This window comes from Nitrososphaera viennensis EN76 (assembly GCF_000698785.1).
GTDB lineage: Archaea > Thermoproteota > Nitrososphaeria > Nitrososphaerales > Nitrososphaeraceae > Nitrososphaera > Nitrososphaera viennensis.
Genome location: NZ_CP007536.1, coordinates 194,889 through 216,933 on the forward strand (window position 1 = coordinate 194,889; position 22,045 = coordinate 216,933).

At 54.6% G+C, this 22,045-nt stretch carries 29 protein-coding genes; 15 read left to right on the forward strand and 14 right to left on the reverse strand.

What is annotated here, in order from left to right:
• Window positions 1–20 precede the first annotated feature (20 nt).
• On the reverse strand, window positions 21–833 hold the full coding sequence (locus tag NVIE_RS01080) for an SIMPL domain-containing protein (protein WP_158435023.1): 813 nt from the start codon (window positions 831–833) through the stop codon (window positions 21–23).
• Window positions 834–1,149: 316 nt separating this feature from the next.
• Here NVIE_RS01080 and NVIE_RS01085 point away from each other — a divergent pair, with 316 nt between their 5' ends.
• From NVIE_RS01085 to NVIE_RS01095, 3 genes are all read left to right on the forward strand, one after another.
• Window positions 1,150–3,465 carry a beta-propeller domain-containing protein gene (locus NVIE_RS01085; protein ID WP_084790547.1) on the forward strand — a complete coding sequence of 772 codons (2,316 nt, stop codon included), beginning with the start codon at window positions 1,150–1,152 and terminating at the stop codon, window positions 3,463–3,465.
• A gap of 133 nt (window positions 3,466–3,598) precedes the next feature.
• Window positions 3,599–4,792, forward strand: a complete 1,194-nt coding sequence (locus NVIE_RS01090) for an RMD1 family protein (RefSeq protein ID WP_075053632.1) — start codon at window positions 3,599–3,601, stop codon at window positions 4,790–4,792.
• 49 nt (window positions 4,793–4,841) lie between these two features.
• Complete coding sequence (locus NVIE_RS01095; RefSeq protein ID WP_075053633.1) at window positions 4,842–5,264, forward strand: hypothetical protein; 423 nt, start codon at window positions 4,842–4,844, stop codon at window positions 5,262–5,264.
• 105 nt (window positions 5,265–5,369) lie between these two features.
• Here NVIE_RS01095 and NVIE_RS01100 read toward each other — a convergent pair whose 3' ends face one another.
• Window positions 5,370–6,050 carry a cupredoxin domain-containing protein gene (locus NVIE_RS01100; protein WP_075053634.1) on the reverse strand — a complete coding sequence of 227 codons (681 nt, stop codon included), beginning with the start codon at window positions 6,048–6,050 and terminating at the stop codon, window positions 5,370–5,372.
• Window positions 6,051–6,105: 55 nt separating this feature from the next.
• A complete protein-coding gene (locus NVIE_RS15095) occupies window positions 6,106–6,282 on the reverse strand; it encodes a hypothetical protein (protein WP_158435024.1) in 177 nt (58 codons plus the stop codon).
• A gap of 184 nt (window positions 6,283–6,466) precedes the next feature.
• On the opposite strand from NVIE_RS15095, the gene NVIE_RS01105 reads away from it, so the two are divergent.
• Window positions 6,467–6,655: a hypothetical protein gene (locus tag NVIE_RS01105; RefSeq protein WP_075053635.1), complete on the forward strand. Its 189-nt coding sequence runs from the start codon at window positions 6,467–6,469 to the stop codon at window positions 6,653–6,655.
• Here the strand turns inward: NVIE_RS01105 and NVIE_RS01110 are convergent.
• Genes NVIE_RS01110 through NVIE_RS01120 form a run of 3 tightly spaced genes read right to left on the reverse strand, consistent with a single transcriptional unit; the run spans window position 6,652 to window position 8,459 of the window.
• Window positions 6,652–6,987, reverse strand: coding sequence for a hypothetical protein (locus NVIE_RS01110; protein ID WP_075053636.1), 336 nt, complete (start codon window positions 6,985–6,987; stop codon window positions 6,652–6,654). The two genes, NVIE_RS01105 and NVIE_RS01110, sit on opposite strands and share 4 nt — an antisense overlap.
• 44 nt (window positions 6,988–7,031) lie before the next feature.
• Window positions 7,032–7,259, reverse strand: coding sequence for a hypothetical protein (locus NVIE_RS01115; protein ID WP_075053637.1), 228 nt, complete (start codon window positions 7,257–7,259; stop codon window positions 7,032–7,034).
• A gap of 30 nt (window positions 7,260–7,289) precedes the next feature.
• Window positions 7,290–8,459, reverse strand: coding sequence for a FlgD immunoglobulin-like domain containing protein (locus NVIE_RS01120; RefSeq protein WP_158435025.1), 1,170 nt, complete (start codon window positions 8,457–8,459; stop codon window positions 7,290–7,292).
• A gap of 123 nt (window positions 8,460–8,582) precedes the next feature.
• Here NVIE_RS01120 and NVIE_RS01125 point away from each other — a divergent pair, with 123 nt between their 5' ends.
• The 3 genes from NVIE_RS01125 to NVIE_RS01135 are packed head-to-tail and all read left to right on the forward strand — an operon-like array spanning window position 8,583 to window position 10,202.
• The gene (locus tag NVIE_RS01125; RefSeq protein ID WP_075053639.1) at window positions 8,583–9,524 is read left to right on the forward strand and encodes a DNA-methyltransferase; all 942 of its coding nucleotides are present in this window, start codon (window positions 8,583–8,585) and stop codon (window positions 9,522–9,524) included.
• Between the two features lie 13 nt (window positions 9,525–9,537).
• A complete protein-coding gene (locus NVIE_RS01130; RefSeq protein WP_075053640.1) occupies window positions 9,538–9,864 on the forward strand; it encodes a hypothetical protein in 327 nt (108 codons plus the stop codon).
• A gap of 5 nt (window positions 9,865–9,869) precedes the next feature.
• Entirely contained in the window at window positions 9,870–10,202 is a 333-nt protein-coding gene (locus tag NVIE_RS01135) for a hypothetical protein (protein WP_075053641.1), read from the forward strand.
• Window positions 10,203–10,227: 25 nt separating this feature from the next.
• On the opposite strand, the gene NVIE_RS01140 is transcribed toward NVIE_RS01135, so the two are convergent.
• The gene (locus tag NVIE_RS01140) at window positions 10,228–10,791 is read right to left on the reverse strand and encodes a methane monooxygenase/ammonia monooxygenase subunit C (protein WP_075053642.1); all 564 of its coding nucleotides are present in this window, start codon (window positions 10,789–10,791) and stop codon (window positions 10,228–10,230) included.
• A gap of 306 nt (window positions 10,792–11,097) precedes the next feature.
• On the opposite strand from NVIE_RS01140, the gene NVIE_RS01145 reads away from it, so the two are divergent.
• The 3 genes from NVIE_RS01145 to cobT are packed head-to-tail and all read left to right on the forward strand — an operon-like array spanning window position 11,098 to window position 13,541.
• Window positions 11,098–11,799 carry an NAD(P)H-hydrate epimerase gene (locus NVIE_RS01145; protein ID WP_075053643.1) on the forward strand — a complete coding sequence of 234 codons (702 nt, stop codon included), beginning with the start codon at window positions 11,098–11,100 and terminating at the stop codon, window positions 11,797–11,799.
• Window positions 11,796–12,422 (forward strand): MBL fold metallo-hydrolase, encoded by a 627-nt coding sequence (locus NVIE_RS01150; protein WP_075053644.1) that lies wholly within the window; start codon window positions 11,796–11,798, stop codon window positions 12,420–12,422. The genes NVIE_RS01145 and NVIE_RS01150 overlap by 4 nt, the downstream gene beginning before the upstream one ends.
• Complete coding sequence (gene cobT / locus NVIE_RS01155) at window positions 12,423–13,541, forward strand: nicotinate mononucleotide-dependent phosphoribosyltransferase CobT (protein ID WP_075053645.1); 1,119 nt, start codon at window positions 12,423–12,425, stop codon at window positions 13,539–13,541.
• Here the strand turns inward: cobT and NVIE_RS01160 are convergent.
• Genes NVIE_RS01160 through NVIE_RS01180 form a run of 5 tightly spaced genes read right to left on the reverse strand, consistent with a single transcriptional unit; the run spans window position 13,534 to window position 16,377 of the window.
• Complete coding sequence (locus NVIE_RS01160; protein WP_227717424.1) at window positions 13,534–13,911, reverse strand: hypothetical protein; 378 nt, start codon at window positions 13,909–13,911, stop codon at window positions 13,534–13,536. The two genes, cobT and NVIE_RS01160, sit on opposite strands and share 8 nt — an antisense overlap.
• A 30-nt stretch (window positions 13,912–13,941) precedes the next feature.
• The gene (locus tag NVIE_RS01165) at window positions 13,942–14,550 is read right to left on the reverse strand and encodes a DNA-3-methyladenine glycosylase (RefSeq protein ID WP_075053647.1); all 609 of its coding nucleotides are present in this window, start codon (window positions 14,548–14,550) and stop codon (window positions 13,942–13,944) included.
• Window positions 14,551–14,553: 3 nt separating this feature from the next.
• Window positions 14,554–15,165, reverse strand: a complete 612-nt coding sequence (locus tag NVIE_RS01170) for a uracil-DNA glycosylase (RefSeq protein ID WP_075053648.1) — start codon at window positions 15,163–15,165, stop codon at window positions 14,554–14,556.
• A gap of 41 nt (window positions 15,166–15,206) precedes the next feature.
• Window positions 15,207–15,467: a hypothetical protein gene (locus NVIE_RS01175; protein ID WP_075053649.1), complete on the reverse strand. Its 261-nt coding sequence runs from the start codon at window positions 15,465–15,467 to the stop codon at window positions 15,207–15,209.
• Between the two features lie 7 nt (window positions 15,468–15,474).
• Complete coding sequence (locus tag NVIE_RS01180) at window positions 15,475–16,377, reverse strand: SirB1 family protein (RefSeq protein ID WP_158435026.1); 903 nt, start codon at window positions 16,375–16,377, stop codon at window positions 15,475–15,477.
• Window positions 16,378–16,674: 297 nt separating this feature from the next.
• Here NVIE_RS01180 and NVIE_RS01185 point away from each other — a divergent pair, with 297 nt between their 5' ends.
• Window positions 16,675–18,111: an ammonium transporter gene (locus NVIE_RS01185; protein WP_144239394.1), complete on the forward strand. Its 1,437-nt coding sequence runs from the start codon at window positions 16,675–16,677 to the stop codon at window positions 18,109–18,111.
• A gap of 123 nt (window positions 18,112–18,234) precedes the next feature.
• On the forward strand, window positions 18,235–18,420 hold the full coding sequence (locus NVIE_RS01190) for a hypothetical protein (RefSeq protein WP_075053652.1): 186 nt from the start codon (window positions 18,235–18,237) through the stop codon (window positions 18,418–18,420).
• Window positions 18,421–18,423: 3 nt separating this feature from the next.
• Here the strand turns inward: NVIE_RS01190 and NVIE_RS01195 are convergent, their stop codons facing one another.
• Window positions 18,424–19,590, reverse strand: a complete 1,167-nt coding sequence (locus tag NVIE_RS01195) for a cation:proton antiporter (protein WP_075053653.1) — start codon at window positions 19,588–19,590, stop codon at window positions 18,424–18,426.
• Between the two features lie 137 nt (window positions 19,591–19,727).
• Here NVIE_RS01195 and NVIE_RS15100 point away from each other — a divergent pair, with 137 nt between their 5' ends.
• Window positions 19,728–19,904, forward strand: a complete 177-nt coding sequence (locus NVIE_RS15100) for a hypothetical protein (RefSeq protein WP_158435027.1) — start codon at window positions 19,728–19,730, stop codon at window positions 19,902–19,904.
• A gap of 12 nt (window positions 19,905–19,916) precedes the next feature.
• Here the strand turns inward: NVIE_RS15100 and NVIE_RS01200 are convergent, their stop codons facing one another.
• Window positions 19,917–20,789 (reverse strand): DNA-3-methyladenine glycosylase family protein, encoded by an 873-nt coding sequence (locus NVIE_RS01200; RefSeq protein ID WP_075053654.1) that lies wholly within the window; start codon window positions 20,787–20,789, stop codon window positions 19,917–19,919.
• A gap of 295 nt (window positions 20,790–21,084) precedes the next feature.
• Between NVIE_RS01200 and NVIE_RS01205 the strand changes: the two genes are divergently transcribed.
• Together NVIE_RS01205 and NVIE_RS01210 are read left to right on the forward strand one after the other, a co-directional pair.
• Window positions 21,085–21,462 carry a hypothetical protein gene (locus NVIE_RS01205; protein WP_075053655.1) on the forward strand — a complete coding sequence of 126 codons (378 nt, stop codon included), beginning with the start codon at window positions 21,085–21,087 and terminating at the stop codon, window positions 21,460–21,462.
• A 259-nt stretch (window positions 21,463–21,721) separates the two neighbouring features.
• Window positions 21,722–22,036 carry an AbrB/MazE/SpoVT family DNA-binding domain-containing protein gene (locus NVIE_RS01210; protein WP_075053656.1) on the forward strand — a complete coding sequence of 105 codons (315 nt, stop codon included), beginning with the start codon at window positions 21,722–21,724 and terminating at the stop codon, window positions 22,034–22,036.
• Window positions 22,037–22,045 lie beyond the last annotated feature (9 nt).

The following is a 22,045-nucleotide window of genomic DNA, read 5'->3' on the forward strand; positions in this document are numbered from 1 at the left end:
GATGGGGGCGGTTATCCGCCTTAACCCATCGTGAAGACGACCTGGACGTTCATCGTGACCTGCTGCTGGCCCGGAACTATCGGGGTTGTTGGCGCTCCGCCGTCTGCGCTTGCGGCAAATTCCTTAAAGTAGACCGGGAAGTAGACGTCGTTGAGGTTTATCGCGTGGACGCCTGTAACGTTCATGTCTACTGCGCTTGCCGCCTTGTCTGCACGGCTCCTTGCGTTGTCGATTGCCTTCTCGATGAGGCTGTCGCGGATCTCCTGCTGCCTTGCCTCGGAGATGAAGAAGTACGCGCCGTTCACGTTGTTCGCGCCTGCGCCTACCGCCGCGTCGATTATCTTGCCGATGTCAGAGCTTGCGTCAGCCGTCACTGTGACAGAGTTGACTGCCCTGTAGCCTGTGATCTCGCTCCTCGGCTTGCACTCCGGGGGCTGCGGGTAGATTTCGATGCATACCGGGCTTACCATGTCGTACACTGGGTAGATACTGTAGTGGCTGGTGGCGATCTGGCTGTCGGCGATTCCAAGTGCCTTGAGCGCGTCAATCACCTTCTGCATCAGCTCGGCGTTTGCGGCCGCTGCTTCTTCTGCGGTCGTGCCGTTTGTCTCGACGCCTATGGTCACGCTGACTTTGTCAGGTTCCACGCTGGTGCTTGCGGTGCCCGTCGTGCTCACTGTAGGCTTGGTGTTATTGCCATTGCTGTTGCCGTTGTTCTGCGTTGGCTGCTGTTGTGCAGCTGCTGTCATTGACTGGCCGCCAAGTATGCTGGCTGCCACAAGGCCGATTGCAAGTATGCCTGCAATCAGCACAAGATTGCGGTTATTCTTCATGTTCTGGTATGACATGACGCCCTATATTGCAAGGGCATGATAACTAAGCCTAGGTTTCAGAACGCGTTCCAGAAGGCCGTTCTACGTTCCAGAACGGCTGTTTTATAGCCAGTTGACGAGCTCCCTTGCAGGTTGTTTTTTGTAAATATTATATCAAAACCTGCAAAAATTATGCATCATGGCAGTAGAATACGTTATCTATCGAAGTTAGCCGCAAAAGGTGGAACGCGGGCGCCAAAAAGGAGTGTTCTAAAGTGTAGAATTAAGATGGATCGGTTGGTTAATAATGACGGTAGAGAGGTTCAGAAAATAGAGAATGGCACGTTACTCGATGTATGGGATGGCTGGCATTGGAATTGCTGCGGCCATAGGCTTTGTGCTAGTACTGGGGTCTATCGGTGGCAACATTGCCACCAGGGGTGGGCCGGGCCCCACGACTTTTGTGGGTGGAAATGGCACTACTGCTACTACTGGCATTCCTCCGGTGTTTACTGTGGCCCCTACCCAGAACATCGCCAAGTTCTCTTCGGTTGACGAGCTGCGGGCGTTCCTGACAAACGTCGAGGCCAGCCGCAACGCATTTAGTACCGCGCAGACGGGGATACCTGAAAATTTCAGCAAGTTTAACCTTGGGGCGACTGCTGATTCCGACGCGCGTACAACAGCTCCTCCGGCTCCAGGTGCAGTCATGGGTCCTTCATCCGCCTCTGGCGAGGCTGCCACATTTACTGAAAACGGCCAGCGTACCGGCGTGTTCTCTGGCACCAACAACCAGGTGGCCGGAGTCGACGAGCCCGACTTTGTGAAAAACGACGGCAAGTACGCATACGTCTTGTCGGGCGACAAGCTGACTATATCTGACGTGTACCCTCCAGAGAACGCCACAATAGTCGCCAAGGTCGGCCTTGACATCAAAAACGGCCAGTACCTGCAAGAGATGTTCCTGAACAACGACACGCTTGTCGTGTTCTACACGGAATACGCGCAGGACTATGTAATCCCGCAGTACGAGTTTGCGCCGCAGCCGGTGTACACGCCAAAGACGCACGCCCTCGTGCTCGACGTCTCTGACAGGGCAAACCCCAAGACGGTCCACGACTATGTTGTAAGCGGCACGTACCACGACGCCAGGATGATAGGCGACCGCGTGTACCTTGTCACGGCAAGCGACCTGTACAGCTACCGCCAGCCGCTTGTGCCAAAGATAACCGAGTCGTCAAGGACGGTGGTGGCGCCGGACATCTACTACTTCCAGAACCCTGAGCCGTACTACAACTTTAACACCGTGACATCAATAGGTTTGTCCGACAAGGATGATATAGATTCCAAGACGTTCATGATGAACCCCGCGTCGACCCTGTACGTGTCGCAGGACAACATCTACATCGCCTACCCGAAATACCTGCCGTACAACTATTACGAGCAGTCAAGCCGCGACCGCTTCTTCAAAGCGGTGGTGCCGCTGTTGCCGCAGGACGCGCAGGCCAAGGTAAGGGCGGTAGACGCGGATACGTCTGTTCCTGCATCCGACAAGTGGGACAGGATAGCGAGGATCCTTGAAGACACGTACAACGGCATGTCCGAGTCGGAAAAGACCCAGCTGTTTGACAAGATCCAGAAATCGCTTGCCGACTATGACGCGCAGGCGCAAAAGGACGCGACAAAGACTGTCATACACAGGATAGCAATCGGGCCAAACGGCGAGATAGACTACGGGGCAAGGGGCGAGGTCCCCGGCAGGCTCTTGAACCAGTTCTCGATGGACGAGAGTGGAGACAGGTTCAGGGTTGCGACCACGGTCGAGTACTACTCGCCGTACGGGCAGGGCCTGTACAGCAACGTCTACGTGCTTGACAAAGAAAGCATGCAGACGGTGGGCAAGCTGGAGCAGATACAGCCGGGTGAGACGATGTACTCGACCCGCTTTATCGGCGACAGGCTCTACCTCGTGACGTTCCAGAGGATAGACCCGTTCTTTGTGATCGACCTTTCGGAGGACACGCCAAAGGTGCTCGGCGAGCTGAAACTGCCCGGATATTCGACGTACCTGCACCCGTACGACGAGGACCACGTGATCGGCATCGGCAAGGACACCAAGGACAACGGCTATGGTGGCATCACGCAGACTGGAGTAAAGCTGGCGCTCTTTGACGTGTCCGACGTGGCAAATCCAAAGCTGGTAGACGACTATGTGATACCGGGGCAGGGCACGGACTCGGAAGTGCTCTGGGACCACAAGGCGCTGCTGTTCAGTAAGGAGGAGCCAAACGTGCTTTCCATACCTGTTAACACCTATGACGCAGAGGGAAAGTACGCGCCGGACGGCCGCTACATTCCTCCAAAGGTGTGGCGCGGGTTCTACGTCTTTGGCGTGAGCCCTGACTCGGGAATCGCGCTAAAGGGAACGGTAGAGCACTCCAGCAACGCGACCGACCCGTACTACAATTATTACTACGGCATGCAGGTGAGCAGGTCGTTCTACATCGGCGACGTGCTGTACACCGTGTCTGCAGGCAACCTGATCAAGATGAACGACATCGACACCCTTGCTGACCTCGGGCAGCTGCAGATAGGGAGCACGGGCGACGTGATAAAGTACCCTGTGCCCCTCGACGCGCCACCAAAACAGTGACATATCGCTCTGGCAGATTTTTTTCCTCTGTCACGCCTGCCGGACTTGCTTTCTATAATAATTTTATAGGCAGGCTAGAAACATCAGAGTTTCTTTTATACGATCAGGCCGATATATTGTACAGATTTTTTTAATGATTCAGGAAGGCGAGCTCGTATTCATATATGTCTCGGACATTGGAGGGGAGGTCCAGCCAAAGGATCTGGAGGGGAGGCTGGGCGAGTATGGAAGGGCCTGCAGGGAGAAGGTTCCGGGAGCCTCGTGGATAGAGGAGGGCGTCAGGATCGTGGCCAAGGACGCGGTGGAGGTCTTCGGGATAAAGTCAAGCGTGGAGATCAAGGTCTTTTCCATAGGGGGAATCCTCGTCCGGATAAACGTGCCGGTAAGGAACAGGGATTTTGCCCAAACGCTAGAGATTATTTCAAGGGCAGAAGGCGATGATGGTGGCGGTAGTGGCAGCGGCAGTGGTAATGTCGGCAGCAGCGGGGTACTGGCGGTAGTCTCGCAGGGCGCATCTTCCTCCACTTCCTCTTCTTCTACTTCTTCTTCTACTACTATTCCAATGGCAGAGTTTGCCAGAGACCTTGCCCGCAGGATAAAGGAAGACATCAAGCCCTTCATAACAAGCCCGTATGCCAGCATAGACTATGAAGAGAGGTACAGGCTTGTCATGGTCAGGGAGGGCGACAGGGGCCTGATCGAAAAAAGCAGGAAGGAGATAGTCGGCCTGATAAGAAAGGAGCCCTTTGAGAGGCTCTGCATGGAAGAGGTGGATGAGATATTTGACAATAACCGCTATGCATACCGGGACAACTTTTTTATCGCGGACATTCGTGGGGCGTTTGGCTTTGCAAAGAACGTAGAGGCTTTTCCCGTGCCAAGGGCGGCAGAGCTCTACCTCCTCCAAAAGCTCCAGCTCAGGGTTTACGACTCGCTCCTTGACGACATGCTCGGCAAGTCATACGACATTCTTGCCAAGGCCGAGTTCAAGGCCGACCGCGAGCTGGGCGAGAGGATAAACGACATCCACCTGATGAGGCTGGAGCTTTTAGAGATAGTCTCGGCCATGAAGGTCGCCAGGGGGAGCCCAAGGGCCCGGATATTCTCTTCTCTGTGCGAGACCCTGGGCGAGGTGTTTGAAGTGCAGGACCTGGCCGATTCCGTGACAAGAAAACTCGACAGGCTGGGGGAAATCTATACTATGGTCTACGATTCCCTCCAGAACACCCGGTTCATAAAGATGGACAGGACGATGCTGATGCTGGAAGCAATAATCGTCGTCCTGATAGCAATTGAAATAATTCTTGTGCTGGTTGGCAAATTATGATGCGTTGCAGTAAATGATTTTAGATAGCGCATTCTACCACAGCCCATATATGTCCACTACAGAAGGAGACTCGGAAATGCCGCCGGCAACTGCAGAATCTGCCGGGGTCGCAGAGCAAGTGACCGAAACAACACAAGAACAGCAGCCGTCGTCGTCGATGCCTCTGCCAGAGCGCACCGTGACCAACGAGGAGGCCATGATAGCTCAGGCGCTGTCGAGGATAAAAAAGAACGCCAGGGTCCTTGAAAAGACCAACAAGATGCTCGGCCAGGTGCTTGACTCGCTCAAAAGGGCCGAAAAAGAAAACGCAGGCCATGCAAGGGAGATGACGGCGCAGAACAAAAAGCTCGTGTCGCAGATAGCGCAACTGCAAAAGCGCGTCGCCAAGATCAAGAGCGCTGCAGCGCCAAAGCCTGCCCGGAAAAAGAAGGCGGCCAAAGCCACGGCCAAGTCCAGGCCAAAAAGGCGCTAGGCAGAATAATCTCAGCAACCGCACAAAAACTGCGGGCCCCAGAATATTTTCTCTCTCTTTATCTTTTTTCAAAAAATAAGAAAAAGGGCGTTAGCCCTTGGTTGGTTAGTTGACTGCTACCTGGCCTGCCATCCACGGGTGCAGTATGCAGATATAGTCGTACGTCCCTGCCTTCTCGAACTTGACCGTGAATGTGTCGATAGGTGGGAGTCCTTCCGGAGCCATGCCATTTGGCCAGATAAAGCCCGAGTTGACGTACTGCTCTGTGCCGACCATGGTGTAGTTGGCGTTTGGCGGCATCGGCATTGCGGTGCCGTCGGATGCAATCGCGACAGGCAAGTAGGCCCTTGCGTTTGCTCCTATCATCGCCGTGGCGCCGTTGGGTCCTGAGATGGTTACTGGCTGCGAGTTACCCGGCGCAAGCGGGGTGATGCCCGTCGAATTGTTGACGACAAATGGAGCTTCGAGGTCTGCCCACTGCGTCTGGTTCAGGATAAACGTCACGGTGTGCGGCTCGCCCACCCTCGTCGGGTTGACCCACGTGACGCTTTCACCCACCTTTATCGTGGCCTTGGTCGGGAAGAACTTTGTCAAGGGCGCAGTCGCCCCGCCTCCTCCTGCCATTACCTTGAACACGCCGTTCTTGTACTCCCTGTGCTTCATGCTAGCTCCTAGCGACTGTGCAACGCTCTGGTCCTTTGCCGCCATCGTCGTCGCCGTGACGGTGCTCACTGCAAGCACCGCGCTGGCGGCGATGGCAAGCGCAATAATGAGGTACCTGTTCATCAGGCCAGCTCAGAGGCAGGATATCTAAAAGGATACCGCTCTAGAAGAAGAGGCTCTACCGCTTTAGGCTGGCGTTCTTTATCTCGCTCAGAAAGCCAAGAAAGGTTATCTGGTGCTCCTTGCCGCACTTGGAGCACACGAGCGTGCCGCTCTGGGCGTTCTGGCCGCCGACGACGCGGTCGGTGTACTCGATGAACTTGCCGCAGTCGCACTTGATCTTCTTGATTGCCACGGAAAGGCTGTTATCGGTGCCGGTATATTATTTTGCGTATTAGGCACTTGACGAATTTTCATTTGAGGTACCTTGTTTCTTGCAAAATCCACACTAATACTTATGATTCTACAATTTTACTTGCAAATATACAACAGCTCACACTTGGCCTGAAATAACCTGCCGGCATACGTTTCCAAAGGACATGTACAACAAGCAATCGTGCCGCGAGTGCGGCGCCTACTTGACCCCGCATTCGTTCTGCATGGGATGCCGCGAGCACGTGAGCTGGGAATGCGGCCAGTGCGGCAGGATAGACGACTATACGCACGTCCACAACTATTGCCGGGCAGCGTTCAAGCGCGAGATCGTGGTCGAGACTGTGCGGGGCTAGCTGTTACTAGTCCTCATGCGCTTGTCGTACGCCTCTATTATGCGCACAAGCGCGTCGTCCTCCTCCTTTACTGCCGCAAGGAACTCTTCATAATAGCCCCACTTTTTCACCCGCTCGACCGTCTTTGCATAATCTAGGTTGTGCTCCTTTTCCATGGAGACAACCTCTTTTTCAAGCAGGGGATTGCCTGCCGACCTTATCAGCACCTGCTGGATGAGCAGGCGGTTGTACCTGCTTGAGGCAAAATACCTGCGGTAGAGGTTCATCCTGTCCTCCCTGCTGCCTGCCTTTTTGAGCTCCTGAAGCTGCAGCTGGAATGTTGTTATCATCATCGCCACGTGATGAAAGTTTGCAGTGTGGGATAAAAACACTTTTTTCAGCGCATCGGGATGTAGCCGTCGCGCTCGGCTGAAAAGACCTGCTTTACCTCGGAGTATCCGCGCTCCTGTACAAACGTCCAGACCTTGCCGCACACGGCGCACGTGATTCGCTTTTCCTTTGACGAGTATTCCAGCTCGTGGTGGCTGCAGCGCACCTGGTACTGGCGCTTGTAGGCTTCCATCTCGCGCAGCGTGTCGATGTGCCTTGTCGAGTTCTCGGCCACGGGCGCAGGCGCGCCTGCGCAGAATATAATCTACACGGACCGCATCTTGCCGCGGTAGCTCAGGTTTATCGAGTCGACGCCGGCAAGCTGTTTGGCCTTGGCTATGATGCCTGAAATCCATTCGTCGTTGGACTCTTTAGAGTCGGCTATGACGACGCCCATGTACCGGCTTGGGCTCTGCTCACTTGGGCTCATATAGTCCTCGACGGTCGCGCCGGGGTACTTTTGCCTGATGTCGTCAATGACCGGCGCGGCGTCCGGGGGCAAGTACAGCACCAGCTTTTTCTTCCTCATCTTGCTGATGAGAAATGCCGCTGCTACGCCTCCTGCCGCAGCCACCGGCAATGCTATGGGCAGCAGCTCCATGAACGGGATTTGAAGATCCTGCCTGCCGGGAAAGATGGGCACGCCCGAACCGTCGCCGTCGGCAGCAACCACTATCTTGCCGTCTCCCCCGCTTGGAGCGCTTCTCGTTCCGGAGCCGTTCTTTGCGGTGATGTAGTAGGTGTACGTGCCTGAAGGCGCTGCCTTGCCCTCCAAGTCCACGCCGGTCCACTTTACCTGGTTCTCGCCTGCCACCATCGCTCCTGTCAAGGTCGCTACCGTGTCGCCTGCCGCGTTCTCTATGTCGACCCTGTACGTGCCTGCCGAAGACGAGTGGAACGCTATTGCGACCGAGTCGTCCCTGTCCGAGTGGAACGTCTTTTGCCCTCCTTCTCCCCCTCCAAGCACGGACAGATGCGGCGGGGCAGGCGGGAGTACGGCTCCTGACAAGAGCGGGCGCTCGCGGACACGGAGGGATTCTGCTATTGCAGCTACGCTTGGGCCCTTTACCGTGTCTTTCAACGAGAACTGCTCAAACATGGACCTGGATACGTGAATATCGTGCACAAGGGTCTTGCGTATCGAATCCTTGATTGTTACCTTTGTGACAATCGACTTGCGGATGGGCTTTTCCACGCTCTTTGACGTCGCATCCTTGACTGACACATTGTCTGAAACGCTCTTTTTCATGGAAAATCCCTTGGACGCCGCGTCGGCTGTTACAAGCATTTCGGACAGCGCGACGGCGAACTTTTTATTATTGCCAGGCGGCTGTTGCGCATGCGCGGCCTGCAGTAGCAGCGCCCCTGAAAGGATGACCGCGATTGCAAGCACCGCTTTTGCAGCTAATGATGCCATCTGATTCCCAAGTTCCAAGAGCAATTTTCGATCCACTGGATAAAAGCCTCGTGAAACCGCGTCATAGAGGCATATTATATACAAAACCACCATTGGCTGGAGCGTCATCTTTATAGCGCGGGACGCGCGGCAAAGGCGCATATGGCGGCAGCAGGCACAAGAAAGGACAAGAAGAACAAGCGCGCGCCCCCGACAAGGACGAGTGACTTTGGGGTGTCCCGGCGGGAAAGCCACGACTCGTCGCAGTTCTACTCGCGCCGACTATATTACTCCGGCGACGGCGACGATGACAACGGCAGAGGCGCCGGCATGCCGGAAAGCAACAGCGTGCCTGCACAAGCGCTTGATAGGATATTCTGCAAAAGCAGCGAGAAGATGGACGAGCTGCCTGACAGAAGCGTCCACCTTGCCGTCACGTCGCCCCCATACAACGTGGGAAAAGAGTACGACGGCGACCTGACGATGGAGCAGTACCGCCAGCTCTTGAAAAGCGTGTTTAGCGAGCTTTACCGCGTGCTTGCAGACGGCGGGAGGGCGTGCATCAACGTGGCAAACCTTGGCCGCAAGCCGTACATACCACTCCACAGCTTTATCATCCAGGACATGCTTGCGTGCGGGTTTCTGATGCGCGGCGAGGTGATATGGGACAAAGGCTCCAGCGCCGGCGCCTCCACTGCGTGGGGCAGCTGGCAGTCCGCGTCAAACCCCACGCTTCGCGACGTGCACGAATACGTGCTGGTATTTTCCAAGGGATCGTTTTCAAGGAGGCCAACAGGCAAAAACACGATCTCCAAGGAAGAGTTCCTGCAGTACACGAAAAGCGTGTGGGAGTTCCAGGCCGAGTCCGCAAGGAAGGTGGGGCACCCTGCGCCCTTTCCCGTTGAATTGCCATACAGGTGCATCCAGCTGTACACGTTTGCCGGCGATGTTGTCCTTGACCCGTTCTGCGGCATCGGCTCATCCTGCATAGCCGCGCTGAAGGCAGGCCGGCACTTTGTAGGATATGATACAAGCAAAGAATACGTGAAGGCCGCGCAGGCAAGGCTACAAACATTCATGCAAAAAGGAAATATTGCATTCTAGGCATACCCATGCCGTGCCAGAACTGGTCTACCTGAAATACGAAGATCTTGACGACATGCTCAAGGTGATAATCTACTCGGCGCAGTCGATGCTGGGGGTGATCCCGATGCTCTACTACATCAACCACGGCGGCAAGCACGTGCTTTTTATACAGACGGGAACTGTCGGAAACGCCACCGTCCACTATTTCGTGCAAGGGAACAAGCCGCCCAAGAAATTCATCCAGCTCAAGAGGCTCTCCGGCGACTATGCCTACGTAGAGGGCATCGGCACCGACGCCCAGTCGCTCTATGTGCCTGTCCTGAAACTTGAAAAGTCGACGCTTGAATTCCCGCTCTGACCCGAATGAAGCGCAGAAGGAACAAGCCGGACAGAAAGGCCCGCCCAAGAAACGAGATAACCGAGCAAGAAGTAGAGACGTTCCTTTCTGCAATCCGAAATTTTGGCAACAACAGCGGCTACCCCAAGCTCCGCGACCTGCGGACACTCCTTCCGTCGATGGACCCGTACAAGATAAACGTGGTTCTGAAATACCTGGAGCGCTCCAAAGCGATAATCGTGGACAATGATGGTTACATCGTCTGGATAAGGGGTGACGCGCTGGACCAGCTCACCCTCGGCGACGTGGCAAACATCAGCGACGACCTGAAGGAATTTCTTGGGAAAAAGAAAAAATAGAGAGAGGGGTTCTTGGAGAAATCGCTTACGGTATCGACCTGCTGTACAGTTTTCCTTCCAGCGCCAGCTTGTACATCTCTGCCACGTACGGGTTCTTGGCCGGAGTCTCCTGCTGCAGCTCCACCATCCTTGCGTACACCCTCACCACGTACGCCAAGGCGCCCATGAATGCCACTACGACACCCATGTTGAACATCCAGTGGTTCGGTACGGAAAAGATCTCCTCGACCATCCAGAAGTGCCACATCTCGTTGACCCCGACAGTGAACATCGTGGCAAGGTAGCCGATGATGGTTATCTTCAAGCCCGTGTTCATCGAGTTGCCGGGGCCCCTGAGGACTGGAACCCTTCTGTCGTACATGGCCACCATGCCCCAGCCGACTGGCAGCGCGATAAAGTGGCTGTACAGCCACCAGTGGGCCGGCGTGAAGGCCGAGTCGCGTATGGACGTCTGGTGCAGCGAGCCGTCGACAAAGTTGTCTATCTCCACGGATAGTGCTATCTGGGCCAGTACTATGACCATGATGTAGATCTTTTTCAGCCGTTGTACTTCGACTTCTTTTGGTATCAGCAAAGGTATCTGTGCCATCGGCGCAGTGCTTTCGATGGCGGTTGCTAAAAGGGTACTTAAAATGGGTACTTTAGATCTAAAAACTCTATGAGCTGGTCTAAATATAACTTTGTTATATCATAACGGCATAAGTACTATAAACTCCTGCTATGGCAGTGCCAGCTCACACAAAATATGAGAACTATGCGACGCGGGCTTGTTACCATTGAGGTTGAGGGTGAGACTGATGCGCTACCGCTCGGATCGGTAAACGCGGCGTTTTTCGCGTGCAAAATTACTTTCTTAAGTTAGTTTTTATGTTGCCGTGAGGGATATGGATTTCCGATGAAGAAGAAAGGCGGGGCAGCGGCAGCCATCACTTCGGATCAGATGTATAGCATAGAGGAAAATGGCCACAGCGGAATTGGCATGCGCCGGTTCTTGATGATGGAAAACGCCGGCCACGGCATCTCTGATTTTATCACAGGCAAGTTCAAGCAGCAGCTAAAGAACAAGAAAATAGTCGCCGTGTGCGGCACCGGCAACAATGGGGGCGATGGCCTTGTCGCGGTGCGCCACCTTGCCGGCTATGGGGCCAAGACGTCGGTGGTCCTGCTTGGAAGCCCATCTGACATCAAGAGCGAGGAAGCCAAGCTCAACTGGGGCATAGTCGAAAAGATGGACTCTGTCGAAATCATCTTTGGAAAAGAGGTGAGCGACGCGGTGCGAAAAAAGATCCTCTCTGCAGACATTATCCTTGACGGCATATTTGGCACCGGCATAAAGCGCGAGATCAAAGACCCGCATGCGTCAGCAATAGATGCGATAAACAAGTCAAAAAAGGCATACGTCCTTGCCATCGATGTTCCTTCCGGCCTTGACCCGAACACAGGCTCTGTCTATGACAAGGTCGTCAGGGCTGACGCCACTATAACGTTCCACCGCATGAAAAAGGGGCTTGTAACAAAAGGTGCAAGAAAATACACAGGGCCTGTGCGCGTCGAGTGGATAGGCATACCGCCCGAAGCGGAGCGTGGTGTCCTGTGAAGGTGCTGCAGATACCGGTAGGCCAGATGGCCAACTTTACGTACATCATTGCAGACGATGAAGAAACCGACGAGGCCGCAGTCATTGACCCGTCCTGGGACCTTGACAAGGTATTTGACGCGCTGAAAAAGAACGGCTGGACTGCCAAGTACGTCATAAACACGCACTCGCACTTTGACCACGTGCTTGGCAACGAGCAGGTTGCCAAGGTGACGGGGGCAAAGATAGTGCAGCACAAGGCGTCTATGCTGGAGCGCGACATCGAGGTGGAAGACGGTGACACGATAAAGGTGGGCAGCAGCATATCCCTGCGGGTGGTGCACACGCCGGGCCACTCGAAGGACAGCATGTGCCTCGTGCTTGACGGCAAGCTCGTCTTTACCGGCGACACGCTCTTTGTAGGCAACTGCGGCCGGACAGACCTGCCAGGAAGCGACCCTGCCGAGATGTACGACAGCCTGTTTGGCAAGGTGGCCAAACTTGACGAAAGCCTCGTGATGTACCCCGGCCATGACTACGGGCAAAAGCCGACATCAACCATAGGCCACGAGAAAAAATTCAACTATGTCCTGTCGCCGCGCACAAAGCAAGAGTTCCTAGAGTTCATGGGCTCCGGTGACTAGATGATAGGAGGGAAGGACATAATCGGGCCAAGACATTCGGCAAGCAAGTTTTTTTCTGCTGCAAAAAACCCGTTCTTTTGCTGCGTGATCTCGCACACCGCCACAAGCGAGATCCCCGGGCTGACAGTAGCCGGCGCAAACCCTGAGCTTGTGAAGTACACGTCGCCGGCAGACGCCGAGTTTCTGCACTATGGCTACTGCAGGTGCATCCCCGGCGTCCCCGCTACTCCAGACGGCAAGCCAACCCCCGCGGTGATAACAAAGGCCGCGCTGGAGCTTGCCGGGATCCCGTTTCTTGTCGTCGACGCCGGGACAAAGGTCAGGCCGGACATCCCCTGCGTATCTTTTGGCGTCAAGCCCGGCGGCAACATTACACAGGAAAACGCGATGGACGTGTCAGACGCAAAAAGGGCGCTTGAGTACGGCCACGCGCTTGGCAGGCAGCTTGCGCGCTCGTCGGACCTTGTCGTGATAGGGGAGAGCATACCCGGAGGAACCACGACTGCGCTTGCGGTCCTGAGCGCCCTCGGCATCGACGCGCTGTTCAAGGTCAGCAGCAGCATGCCGGAAAACCCCCACGGCCTGAAAAACAAGACTGTCAAATCGGCACTAGAGCGTGCCCGCATTTCTGCCGCCGAAAAAGCGCCGGCGGCACTTGAAGCAATGTCACTGGTGGGCGACCCGATGATGCCCTCCGTCGCCGGCATTTCCGCCGGCGCGCTGGAGGCGGGAGCCAAGGTCATGCTTGCCGGCGGCACGCAAATGTCCGCGGTACTTGCCGTCATGAAGGGGCTTTCAATCCCGCTTACCGACGATGTATGCATCGGAACTACCATCTATGTCGCAAAAGACAGCTCTGCTGACCTTGCTGGCCTTGTAAAGCAGGTGTCGCCAAAAGTCCCGGTCCTTGCGTGCGACCTGCGCCTTGAAAAATCAAGCAAGCCGGGTCTGCAGGCGTTTGCAAGGGGGTTTGTAAAGGAAGGCGTGGGCGCAGGCGGCTCGTCAATAGCAGCCATGCTGAAAACAAAAGCGAATGGGAAAAAAATGCTTGCTGCCATCGAGCGCGTGTACGAGCGCTCGATAGAGCGCAAGATGGCTAGTACTACTACTGCTACTTGAGCGAGATGTTGATGGTGTCCTTGGCGCCGGCAAACATCTGGCCCATGAGCTGCTCCTGCAATTTGTAAAAGTACGACCTCAGGCCGCTTGCGTCGCCGCTGGCCTGCTTTTGCACGGCTGCTATCAGGTACTGCGCCATCCTGTCAGACACCGCGATGTAGAACCTCGTCTTTATCCTTGCGTCCTGCGATATGCGCAACTCGTTTCTGATGTGCAAGGGCGCGGAATCCTTGGCCTGCGCCTCTATCTGGCCGTAAATCCGGAACAGGATCTCTGGCTTTATTCCGAGTTTTTCGTCGTCCATTGTAATGTGGTATGTAGTAGTAGCTGCTGATGCCGATGTTGGTCCTTGTTGCATGACCTTGCTCAAAAAATGCGGTAAAAAACAGGTCAAGGAGCTCTATTTTACCTGCAAGCTAGCTGGCCTTGCCCTTTTTCTTGAGAGAAAAGCGCTTGACGGGTCGATAAAGCGCCACTGCACGTCTGTGGCCCTGCTTATCCCTATTCTTGCAGTGGATATTATCGTCTGCCTTGCGGGGCCGTCCTCGATCCTGATTTCCGAATCCGGACTGGTCATGTCTGCGCCGTTCTGCCTGCGGGTTATGTTCATGGCCTGCGCCAGCCTGCCCGGGCCGGTTGTGAGCAAATAAAAGTTGTCAAGCCCGCGCAGACTCTTCATCGCCTCGATGCCGTCCACCGGCTCGATGCTCCGGATTAGCACCGCGCCTGCCGGCGCGCCGTTTCTTGCAGAGACGTTTACGCAGTGGTGGTTGCCGTACGTGAAATACACGTACGCAATCCCTGCCTCTCCATACATCACCCTGTTCCTCTCGGTCATGCCGCGGCAGGCGTGGCTTGCGGGGTCGTCTGCGTGGCCGTACGCCTCCGTCTCTACTATGACGCCTGACAGCCTGTGGCTGTTCAGGCTGCGCACCAGCACCTTGCCTATCAGGTCCCTTGCGACTTCTGCGGTGGGCCTCTGGTAGAACGACCTTGCAAGGGTCATCATACTCTACATGAAATCCTCCAGCGACTCGCCTCTCCCTTCCGCCCCGTCGATTTCCTTTGCCAGCTTTTTCAGGTCTGCTTCAAGGAGCGAAAGCATGCTCCTGTTGTATATCGCGGCGGCTGGGTGTATTGTCAGAAAGTACTTTTGGCCAGCTTTTTCGATTATCTTGCCCCTGTTTGCGGTTATAGACCCGCCGCCGAGGATGGACGAGTATGCGGTCCGGCCAAGTATGCAGATGATCCGGGGCCTGATGAGGGCGATCTGCCGCTCGAGGTAGGGCGTGCACGCCTGCACCTCGTCGTCTTCAGGCACGCGGTTGTTCGGCGGCCTGCACTTTACCACATTTGTGATAAAAACCTGCGAGCGCGAGATGCCTGCCTTGGCAAGCATCTCGTCAAGAATCTTTCCTGCGGCGCCCACAAACGGCCTGCCTTTCTCGTCCTCGCTCCTCCCTGGAGCCTCGCCCACGAACATCACCTTTGCGGAAAGCTGGCCCTCGCCGGGCACCGCGTTCTTTCTCGTCCTTGCCAGCTTGCATTTCGGGCAGCCCGTGACCTCGCCTGCTACTTTTTCAAGCGAATCCACGACGGGCAGCCTTGATGACGACGATGACATGTCTGTATGTGTATGTACATATCTGCAAGAGGCAGAAGCTTTTATGGGTTATCGCGCCTTTTCTTGTATCCCACGGCAAGCACTATGGCGCCGGCGACTGCTGCAAACAGCGAATAGACGTACGAGTTTGTGATGATAAAGCAGTTGCGCTCAAGTTCGTCAAGGGCGGCCGGCGGGTACGTCGAGCGGTCGACGCCTGCAAGCTGCGAAAGGCACGAATAGCCCTGGAAGTTGAGGAAAAGGGCAAGGCCTCCTCCTACCGCGACAAGGGCGATGCCTGTTATCAGGTACTTGGCCTGCAATTTGCTGCTACCCCTGCTTCTCTTCTTCTTCTCCTTTCTTTTTTCCGTACGTGCCTTCCCTAATCTGCCTGATGACGTCCAGCACGTCGTCTGCGTCCTCTGCCTCGGGGTCGACTTCGAGGTACGCGTTCAGAGCGTCAAGCGCTTCTTCCGTCCTGCCCTTCTTCAGGAGCACGACTCCCTTGTCGCGTATTGCGTCAGGGTTGTACTGGTCAATGGCAAGCACCATCTCGTTTGCGACCTCGTAGCGCTCCATGTCCTGCGCTTCGTAGTAGCTGCTCTTCAGGTTGTTGAGCATCCTGGTCATCACCTGTGCGCTCGTGGCCTTTTCCACGAACGCGTGCGTCATGGCGATGTTCTGGTGCGGGTACGAGCGCTCAAGGAGCGCCTTTAGCGCATAGTCGTCCATTATCCTGCCGCCGTTGAACGGGTCGACGATTATCTCGCCGTTGTCCCCCTCCATCACGTGCTTTGCCAGAAAATGCGCCGGAAAGTTCACGGGGAGCATGGGAAACCCTGCGCCCTGCGCAATGCGCATGTAAAGGATTGAAAGCGTTATCGGGATTCCCACCTTGCGCTCGAGCACTACGTTGAGGTAGCTGTTGAGCGGGTTGTAATAGTCGTCCGTGTTTGGCCTGAACTTCTGGTCGTTGAACAGGTACTCGTTTATCTGCCCGATTATCAGGGTCGGCCTGGTTATGCCCTTGCTTTTCAGCGTGTGCGCAATCTTTGCTCCCATCCCGTCGATGCTGGCCAGAGTCGCGTTCACGTCAAGGTCCGGGTACGCAAGTATCCTTGCAAGGTTGAGCGCGTGTTCGGCAAGTTTTGTAGGATCGTCTCCTGACACCACGTGCCTGACCACGCAGTCTTGCCAGTCCCGTACCGCAGAATCGATATTTAGGCCGGCCACTTGTTCACTACACACACCGCTCGCACACATATATTTATGTTCGAGGACGCGGGCCGTGCGTGGCCCTGATATAAAGAACTGTATCATAAAATTGAAAAACTACGATAAATAGCGAATAAATTAGCTTTTTGATAATTGCTTGCATTTCAAGATAATTCAAAATACTTGCAAGCGTTGGAAAATTTAACTAAATGCTTTTATTCAAACCTCATTGCTCTGACCTCCATGAATGCAGACAGTAAAGCAAAGTCTTTACTTAGTTTCAGGCTCGGCCTGGCAAGTCTGGCTGCAGTTGTAATGGCGCTGGTGGCGGTCGGTTATACCGGCAGCGCCTTTGCATACGCTCCAGATGACCCTGCCGTGCCATATCACTGCTGGCAGACAAACGAGGACGGCACATTTGTGATCCAGACGGGCGAAGACGGCAGCCAGAACCTGGTGCCCTGTGAGATAAACACGGGTGACCACGCGTGGATGCTGACATCTTCGGCGCTCGTGCTCATGATGACTCCTGCGGGCCTCGCAATCTTTTACGGCGGCCTTGCAAGGCAAAAGAACGCGGTAAACACGCTGCACATGGTGTTCATCACCACAGGCGTGATCGGCATACAGTTTGTTCTCTGGGGATACAGCCTTGCATTCGGCCCTGACGCAGGCGGCTATGGCTTTATCGGGACGCTTGACTGGGCAGGCCTGCAGAACGTGCTCCATGACGTTCCATCAAGCCAGTACGCGATCACCATCCCGCACACGACATTCATGGTATTCCAGATGATGTTCGCCATCATCACGCCAGCGCTTATCGTGGCGTCAGTGGCAGAGCGCATGAAGTTCAGCGCGTTCATCATCTTCATAGTGATATGGGCAACATTCGTCTACGACTTTGCCGCCCACTGGACGTGGCAGATAGCGGTACCGGACAACTATGGCATGAACCCTGGCTACTGTGGCTTTGGCTGGACGGGATGCCTTGGCTCGCTTGACTTTGCAGGCGGAACTGTCATCCACATCACGTCAGGCTGGTCCGGCCTTGTCATTGCCCTCATGCTCGGACGCAGGCTGGGCTATGGCAAGGTCCCGATGGAGCCGCACAACATCTCACTTGTGGTGCTCGGTGCAGCCCTGCTCTGGGTAGGCTGGTTCGGCTTTAACGCAGGTTCTGCTGGCGCGGCAGCAACAAACGCCGGCAGCGCGTTCGTAGCAACGCAGATTGCAACAGGCATGGCCGCAGTTACATGGGCGCTCATATCGTGGGCCCACACTGGAAGGCCGTCAACAATCGGCGCGGCATCCGGTGCAGTGGCAGGCCTCGTGGCCATCACGCCGGCATCCGGCTTTGTGTCGCCCATGTCTGCGATAATCATAGGCATAATTGCCTCGATTGTGTGCTACGCGGCAGTCGCGTTCAAGAACAAGCGCAAGTGGGACGATGCCCTTGACACATGGGGCGTGCACGGAGTCGGCGGTCTTGCAGGCGCAATCCTGACTGGCATCTTTGCGGAAAAGAGGTTCACATCGTGGGGAGACAATGGCCTTGCATTTGGCAACCCTGCCCAGCTCTACGAAAACGCGGTCGGCGCGTTTGCCGCACTCGCATGGGCTATGGGCCTGACGGCTGTCATAATCAAGATCATGGACGTGGTCTGGCCCGGTGGAATCCGCGTGACGCCAAAGGAAGAGGAAGTCGGCCTCGACCTTGCGCAGCACGGCGAGAGGGCGTACGTGACAGAATAGGAGGCAACAACCCGGAGGCTTTGTGCCTCCACCCACTTTTTCCTTTTTCCAATCACAACTCTGGTTAACATTCGTTAACAAATCTTATATCCATGCTCGCATGACGCTTGCTTGAGACATATCATGAGTTCTCGCGGCAACTTTACAAAGGGCCAGACGTGGGGGGCCCTGAAAAAGGCATGGAGGGGATACAAGATAGCCAAGGTGCAGGGAGACAGCGCCAAGATGAAAGAGTACGCGACCAAGATACGCACCCTGCAGGGCGAGCTTGGAGTAAAGCAGGCATCGTTTCCGGAACTTGGGATATAGTAGCTATTCGTAGACGGCGACTGCCCTTGTGCCCAGCTTCACAAGCATGGGCCCTACAAAAGTGGTGAGCGCGACTACCATGCCCACTATGGGGAACAGGAACGGGCTTACCACGCCAAGATCCTGGCCAGTCTTGAGCACGATGAACGAAAACTCGCCCAGCTGCGCCATGCTCAGGCCGATGCCTATTGCAAACGTCTTTTCAAAGCCAAACACCCTGACGCCGGCATAGACAGCGCCCATCTTGCCAAGCACCGTGACTGCGGTAATTATTGCAACGGGCACCCAGAAAAGCGAGATCATCGACAAGTCCATTAGCGCGCCAATCGTCACGAAAAATATCGCGGTAAATATCTCCCGGGTGGGAGTAATGAGGTTTGACACCTGCTCTGAAAACCTTGTGCCGGCGATGATGACGCCGGCAAGGAACGCGCCCGTGGCGGCAGAAAAGCCAAGTTCGTGCGAGAGAAACGCAAACCCAAAGGCGGTGCCAAGGGCAAACATGACCGTTACCTCGTAGCGCTCCAGCTTTGCAATTAGCGCAAAGATCTTGGGCATGAGGATGACGCCGGCGGCAATAGTTCCTCCGATGAAGAGCCCTATCTGGCCGATTGTCACAAGGATCTGCACAAAGTCAAACGAGCCGCTGGCCACGCCGGCGTGCATGGCGCTTATCATGACGACTGCGACCAGGTCCTCTATGACGAGGACGCCTATCATGAGTATCGAAGATGTCGCCTCCATCTTGCCCATGTCTTCGAGCACCTTGACGATTATCGCGGTGGAGCTGATGGAAAGGGCTGCTGCAAGAAACATCGAGTCGTAGAACGACCACCCAAAGCCCGCGCCCACAGCAAAACCGATTCCAAGCATGGCAAGCACTTCAATGACTGCGATGCCTGTCCCTATCTTGCCTATTGCGCGAAGCTGCCTGAGCGGGAACGAGAGGCCGACGCCAAAGAGGAGGAGCACGATGGCGATGTCAGTGAAGCTGTTGAGCATCTCTGTGTTCTGGATGAGCTTGAACGGCCCAAAAGGGCCGATGAGGATGCCGGCGACAAGAAAGCCGAGGATCATCGGCTGCTTGAATATGTAGGCCAGCGCGCCGATGCCGGAGCACAACAAAAGCAGATACCCCAGGTCTCCTACGAGCTCTATACCTACTGCCAATGCTTTTTTCTACCAAGAAAAATCATGAAATTGCTTTATAACGGCAAGTCAACAATACTTTTCAAACAACAATCATTTTTTTGATGCATAAATTGTGCACTAGGATTAAATACTTCCTGCTCTTTGACGGTAAATGCTTGGAGCCCAAAGAGAGGGAAGCAGAGATAATAAGCGAGATCCTGCTCAAGGCAGCCAGCGAGCCCGAATTCCGAAACAGCCTGATACGCGACCCTGCGGCCGTGCTTGAAATGTACAACGTTTCGCCGCAGGCCAAGATGGTCATAAAGAGGACCATAATCGACCTGACGCAATAGAGAGTATCTGTACTACCACTTTCTGCCCGCGTCCTGCCTCATGTGGTAGTAGAGGAACTGCTGTGCATAGCCCGCGTACCTGCCAAAGTACCTGCGCGCGGCTTCCGATACTTCGATATATTGGCGTCCGGTCAGCTTCTTTTCGCTCATTTTCTTACCGGCAAGCCAGCCGTAGTGGCTTGCAAGTGCGCGCGCTATCCAGACGTCTATTGGAAAGGCGTCCAGCTTGTCCAGCGAAAAGAGCAGTATGCAGTCTGCTATTTTGGGGCCGATTCCGTGCACCTTTAGCAGTTCGGCCCTGGCCTCGCCGTAATCTGCTTTTTTAAGGTAATCAAGATCAAGCGAGCCGTCTGCCATCGCCCCTGCCGCCGCTTTTATCGCCTTTGCCCTGTAGCCCAGGCCGCAGGCGCGAAGCTCGCTTTCAGAAGTTTTGTGAAGCGCCTGCACCGAAGGAAAAGTGTGAAACTCTTTGCCGTCGGCGACTACCTTCTGGCCGTACTTTCTTGACAGCGCGCCAAGCATCCTCCGTATCATGGGTATGTTGGTGTTGCTTGCGCACGCAAACGAGATGATGCACTGCACAGGGTCCTGCCTCATGAGCCTGAGCCCCGGATAAGATGCAACCAGTTTTTGCACGAGCGGGTCCCTGGCAATCTCTGCAAATATAGCGTCGGTGTCGTCGTCAAGCCGGAACATGCTGCGCTCCACGTCTTTTTCTTCCGGAAACGACTCGAAGACGAGCACGCCATCCTGGTTTGAAAACTTTACCACCTTGTCTGCGTGTATGCCGTACCATGCCTGCCCCGACTTTTCCCAGAGAAAGACCTGGCCGCTGTTGACGCTTGTCTCCGGGTCAAAACGCGTAAGGAGCGGCGGCTGCCTCAACCTGTGCTGCTTCTTGAGGCTTGGCTTATTGAACTTTTTTTCTGCGCCGCGATGCCGGGAAGTTTACTGCCATGGTGAAGTAATAGAAAACGCATCGATCGTGTCTTTAAAGAGCTCTTTACATTTAGTATGGGTATAAATTTTTTATGATAATTATGTAAAATAGATATTTTATGTTAAAAAGATATTTCTAGTATAATAAACTAATTTCAAAATATATGAAACTGGGCATTAAGATAAAAATTCACACCGAGTTAGGGAATGGGAAACCAGACATTGCAGAAGAGGATTTCGTATGCTTGCCGATACTCTTTTGAAAGAAATAATGGACGCAAACGAGCACGTAGTTGCAGCTCTTTTCATTGAAGACGGGCAGTTGACGATATGGCGTGGAAGAGACGACGTGGCATTGCCTCCAGAAAATAAGGTAAAAGACCTGCTCTTTCAAAGATTACTGATCAACGCATTACTCAGCGCCAAGAAAGAATACACGGGAAAACTTCATTTCGACCTGACTCGGTACGACCTGATTGACATGGTGCATTTTGGGTGGGTCAGGGCAGAAAAAGAAGTTATCCTGTTGATCATAATGTTGAAATCAACGAATGTTCTTGCGGAAATCGAGAAATTTCAGACCTTGATCAGCCAATGGAAATCTCTTTCTGACGTCTAAAAAGTGAAATAAATATCATATACGAGCTATTTGTCGAAAAGTGAAAAAGCCAACATTGCCCCTCAGGACAAACCAATCTGTAGGATAGCACTACCAAGTAGTTCTCTCTTTCACGTTTTATTTCTAAAAAGCGCCGCGTGCGAGCTATTTCTGTAAGTAATCGTGTTACTATCTCCGTTGATGTAAAACGTGGGCTGTTTTGGTCAGCTGAATGGAAAGGCTAACGTTAAATAAATGACCCGACCCCCAATGCCTGCACATGAGCAGTAGTAGCAGCAACGACAACCCGACCGATCCCATCGAGGCTTTCAAGAAGGCGCTGGAGAAGGGTGGTGAGGCCCAGAAGGACTTTGCCCGCCAGTTTTCCGCGATGCAGGCAGACGCCATGCAGAACTACCTTGCCATGCTGCGCGGCCTGAGCTTTTACAACGCCATGTTCAAGACCACGGTCCAGAGCGGGGGCAGGATTTCCATACCGGAAGCCGAGAGGCAGGCGCTTGACATCGACGACGGCGACTTGGTGCAGGTGATAGTGATCCCCATAGAGCGCCGGAGAAAAAAGGCCGACGGCTAGTAGCAGCAG